Origin of the sequence: Streptomyces sp. SID4985, from assembly GCF_009863025.1 — a bacterium.
Classification (GTDB): Bacteria; Actinomycetota; Actinomycetes; order Streptomycetales; family Streptomycetaceae; genus Streptomyces.
The window spans coordinates 1-4,519 of record NZ_WWIR01000283.1 but is presented as its reverse complement, the minus strand read 5'-3'; the positions used below and the strand labels follow the sequence as shown (position 1 = coordinate 4,519).

General features: G+C 71.5%; 4 protein-coding genes and 1 pseudogene. All 5 read right to left on the bottom strand.

The window, feature by feature from the left end; all coding sequences use genetic code 11:
- Positions 1-776, bottom strand: a pseudogene (locus GTW40_RS11775) (helicase); the annotation flags it as partial.
- 86 nt (positions 777-862) lie between these two features.
- The gene (locus tag GTW40_RS11770) at positions 863-1,636 is read right to left on the bottom strand and encodes a zf-HC2 domain-containing protein (protein ID WP_272919000.1); all 774 of its coding nucleotides are present in this window, start codon (positions 1,634-1,636) and stop codon (positions 863-865) included.
- Between the two features lie 38 nt (positions 1,637-1,674).
- Complete coding sequence (locus GTW40_RS11765; protein WP_026249241.1) at positions 1,675-2,259, bottom strand: sigma-70 family RNA polymerase sigma factor; 585 nt, start codon at positions 2,257-2,259, stop codon at positions 1,675-1,677.
- A 269-nt stretch (positions 2,260-2,528) separates the two neighbouring features.
- Positions 2,529-3,122, bottom strand: a complete 594-nt coding sequence (locus GTW40_RS11760; RefSeq protein ID WP_161180118.1) for a CGNR zinc finger domain-containing protein — start codon at positions 3,120-3,122, stop codon at positions 2,529-2,531.
- 43 nt (positions 3,123-3,165) lie between these two features.
- On the bottom strand, positions 3,166-4,446 hold the full coding sequence (locus GTW40_RS11755) for an acyltransferase family protein (RefSeq protein ID WP_202485745.1): 1,281 nt from the start codon (positions 4,444-4,446) through the stop codon (positions 3,166-3,168).
- Between the last annotated feature and the right edge of the window lie 73 nt (positions 4,447-4,519).

The window sequence follows — 4,519 nt, the reverse complement described above, 5'->3', positions numbered from 1 at the left end:
GCGGTCTTGCCGGTGCCGGGGCCGCCCTCGACGTAGGTGACGGAGTTGGCGGGCGCGCGGATGACCAGGTCCTGTTCGGCCTGGATGGAGGAGACGATGTCCCGCATGGTGTGCCCGCGCGCCTGGCCGAGGGCCGCCATCAGGGCGCCGTCGCCGATGACCGCCAGCTCGTGGCCGTCCAGGCTCGCCTTCAGCTCGGGGCGCATGAGGTCGTCCTCGACGCCGAGGACGCGGCGCTGGCGGGAGCGGATGACCCGGCGGCGTACGACACGGCCGGGTTCGACCGGGGTGGAGCGGTAGAACGGCGCGGCCGCGGGTGCGCGCCAGTCGATGACGAGCGGGGAGTAGTCCTCGTCGAGCACGCCGATGCGCCCGATGTGCAGGGTCTCGGCGATGTCGGCGGTGTTGTCGTCGCGCACCGCGCCCTCGGCGGGCTCGACGGCGGTGTAGGCGCCGTCGGGGCCCTTCTTGCCGTCCTTGCCCTGGAGCAGGTCGATCCGGCCGAAGAGGAAGTCCTCGTACTCGTTGTTCAGCCGGTTCAGGTGGATGCCCGCCCGGAAGACCTGTGCGTCCCGTTCGGCCAGCGCGCCGGGTGTGCCCACCTGGCCGCGCTGGGCCGCGTCGTGCATGAGGAACTCGGCTTCGTGGATCTTCTCCTCGAGCCGCCGGTACACCCGGTCCAGGTGTTCCTGTTCGACGCTGATCTCCCGGTCGCGCACCGAATCGTGTGCGTCGTGTACCGAGCCGACCGCGGACTGCTGAACCTGAGCGGCCACCGGGCCCCCTTCTGACGTGCTGGGCAGCCGTCAACCGTACGCGAAGAGGGCCCGTCAGGGCTACGTGGCGGCGCGGGGAGGCACCCCTACGCCTTCACCTGGACCAGTTCCTTGCCGTCGAGGGTCGACACCACGAAGTGGTCGATGGCGTCGGGCTGGAGCGCGGTGCCGCCGCCGATGTACAGCGGGTTGCGGGCCTGCTCGGTCTGGGCGTCGGGGTTGCCGTACCCCCATTTGCCGACGGTCCAGGTGCCGAGCGTCTGGCGCTCGCCGTTGGTGCCGACGGCGATCAGGGAGCAGGTGAGGGGTCCCTTGACGCCCTTGAGTTCCATGACCGTGTCCGTGCCCCAGTCCTTGCCCGCCATCGCGATGGTGGCGGAGACGCCGGTGCCGGAGTCGGTGCCGGTGACCTTGTGGGACAGCTCGGCGAAGTGGTCCTTGGCGGTCGCCGCGAGCGGGGTCGCGGTCTGGGTCGTGCCCGAGTTGGACACCGCCATGACGCCGACAGGCGCCGCCACGATGAGCGCCGCCGCGGCCGCGATCATGTAGAAGCTCTTGCGCCGCTTGCGGGCGCGGCGCTCGGCGACCTCGTCCACCATGCGCTCGACCAGGCGCGGGGTCGGCCGGGCGGACAGCGACTCCCCGATGGCGGGGGTGCTGCCGGTGCCGGGCAGGTCCGCGAGCGCGGCCAGCATCGGCTCCATCCCGGCGAGTTCGTCCAGCTGCTGGGCGCACCACTCGCAGCCCGCCAGATGGGTCTCGAAAGCCGTCGCCTCGGTGTCGTCGAGAATGCCGAGGGCGTAGGCGCCGACGGTCTCGTGCTCGTTCGGCACCGGAGATCCCTGCATGGGGCCAGACATACCCGTACCGCTCGCTCCGAATCCCCCGTACACACTCATCACGCCGTCACCCCCCGCTCCTCCAGCGCCAGCTTCATCGACCGCAGGGCGTAGAAGACCCGGGAGCGGACCGTACCGCTGGGTATCCCCAGCGTCTGGGCCGCCTCGTTGACGGTACGCCCCTTGAAGTAGGTCTCGACGAGGACCTCCCGGTGGGCCGGGGTCAGGTCGTCGAGCGCGTCCGTCAGCGTCATCAGCCACAGCGCCTTGTCGATCTCGTCCTCCGCGGGGATGACCTCCAGCGGCGACGGATCGACCTCCTGCGGCCGGGCCTGCCGGCTGCGGTGGCCGTCGATGACGATGCGCCGGGCGACCGTCACCAGCCAGGGGCGTACCGAACCGGTCGCCCGATTGAGCTGACCGGCGTTCTTCCAGGCACGGATGAGTGTTTCCTGCACCACGTCCTCGGCTCGCTGCCGGTCACCGGCGACCAGTCTGAGGACATACGCAAGGAGAGGTCCGGCGTGCTCGCGGTACAGAGCACGCATCAGCTCCTCATCGGGTTCCGAGGGCTGCGAGGACATGCGATGTCGGGCCCTCGATCCACTTTCATTGGCCACGGCCGCATCCTTGCGCACGCCCACCTCCGGTGTCCGGGGCTTCTCCCCGTCGGTCGCTCGCCCACACGTACGCGACCCAGCGCCGGAATGTTCAAGGGGAGTTGGCGGTTTTCACGGGAATGACGTGACGAGCGGGACATGCGGACACATTCCCCCCGCTCGTTCTTTACATTTCCGACACGCCGTCAAGGCCGGCATGGCTGCCCGTGCTTGGCCAGAGGCAAACGCGGTGTAACGGATCTCACAGGAGCCCGAGTTCGGGCGCGTCCCGGCACAACTCCCTTACCGGACACTCAGGATCGGGTGAGCGCGGCGCGTCTGCGATGGCGGGCGACGCGTTCGCGGTTGCCGCAGGTCTCGCTGGAGCACCAGCGGCGGCGCCTGCCGCGCGAGGTGTCCAGGTAGACGATCGGGCAGTCGTCCCCCGCGCACTCGCGCACGGCCGCGCGGGCCACCGGGTCGGTGAGCAGCTCGACCGCGTCCCGCGCGACGACGGCCAGCAGCGCGGCGCACTCGGGTCCTTCGCCCAACTCCTTTGCGAGAGCGCCGTCCTCCTGGCGCACCGCGCGTGGCGCCGGAGTCGCGACAGCGGCCAGTTCGTTGAGGCGGGCGAGAGCGTGGGCGTGCGCACGCGGGCCGGAATCGCCGCCTTCGCGTATCAACGTCCCTATATGTGAGCGCAGTTCGCGGAAGCGGGACGGCCATCCTGGGTCGGCGTGGCCGAGCGGGGTGCCGGGCGGGACGAGCCCGGCACCTGTGATCCAGGCGCACAACGGGCCCACGGCGTCGAGGTGTTCGTACGGATGCGAGGTCGCCAGGAGGTCCAGGCAGCATCGCCCGGCGTCGAAGCGCAGCTCGTACGGGGCCGTGGCCGTATCCCGTGCCATGTGACCGTCACCGCCTGGGCAGGAACCGTTGCGTCGCTGCCTCTCACAGTGCCTGTCCGGACGCCCGGCCGGAACCCCCCGTACCGCTCTTCGCGGCGCGCCCGTGCGCCGCGCCCCCGTGCCGGACCCGGCCGTCGGGCCACAGGCGGGGGCGTCGCTTGGCCGCCAGGTCCTCCACCCAGCCGAAGGCCAGGACGCACAGGGCGACGAGGGTCCAGGCGATGGCCAGCTCCGGCCAGGGGCTCTCCAGGAGCCAGGTGCAGCGCGACGCCAGCGCGTCGAAGCGCCACATCTGGTCCCACAGCGTGGAGGCGATCAGGATGCAGATGTTGTGCCACAGGTAGATCGTCACCGCGCGGGAGTTGAGCAGGGTGATCAGCCGGTCGAAGGGGCGCAGCAGACGCGGCCAGACCGGCCAGGACGGGCTGAGGTGCAGCAGGAGCAGGACGGTGGCGAAGGACCACAGGGACTGCGCGAAGGGGATGTCGTCCAGGTCGTGGCCCTGCCGGAAGCCGTGCGTGAGCGCGTACCAGAGGCCCACGGCGGCGACGGCCGGGGCGACGGAGGGGACGACATAGCGCGGGATGCGGCGCAGCACGCCCTGTTGGTGGGCCATGCCGAGGATCCAGCAGGCGCCGAAGGTGCTGAAGTCGGTGAGGGCCGAGGGAAAGCGTTCGCCGGGGAGGGCGGGGTGCCCGAACTCCAGGACGGCGGCGAGCGCGATGGGCATCAGGATCGTCGCCCAGGGCAGCCTGCGCAGCGCCCGCAGCAGCAGCGGTGAGAGCAGGACGAACCAGAGGTAGGCACGCAAGTACCAGAGGGGCCCGGCCAGTTCGCCGCCCCAGTCCGCGCCGAGCACACCGTGCACCCCGCGCAGTCCGTCGGCGTACGGCGGGTCGCTCAGCGGCAGGATCCAGTACCCGAGGTGCAGCCACCACCAGCCGGGGTGGCCGTCGGCGTCCGGGCGCCAGCCCTGGAGCACCATGCCGGTCACGCCGATGGCGCCGAGCAGCCACAGGGGCGGCAGCAGACGGCGCAGCCTGCCGCGTACGACGCCGAGCGGCGGCCGCTTCAGCGAGCGGGCCATGAGCGTGCCCGCGAGGGCGAACATCACGCCCATGGAGGGGAAGACGACGGGCAGCCAGGACCAGCCCATCAGGTGGTAGAAGACGACCCGGAAGAGGGCGACGGCCCGGAGCAGGTCGAAGTAGCGGTCACGGGCGGGTTTTGGGGGCGCGGCCGCGCCGGTTAAGGAGGCGGGCGGCTCGGGCGGGGCCTCCGCGACGGGCGTGACGGCAGGTGGGTCCGACGGTCCGGGGATCAGCGGCGCGGTCGGTTCGGGGCGGCGGGCGTGCCGGGCCGGGCCCTGGGAGCTGGTCGTCACCGGGCCGCCCTCC

Bases quoted from the DNA above. Each gene is read 5' to 3' on its own strand.
- GTW40_RS11770 (WP_272919000.1), bottom strand. From the start codon at position 1,636: ATGTCTGGCCCCATGCAGGGATCTCCGGTGCCGAACGAGCACGAGACC.
- GTW40_RS11760 (WP_161180118.1), bottom strand. From the start codon at position 3,122: ATGGCACGGGATACGGCCACGGCCCCGTACGAGCTGCGCTTCGACGCC.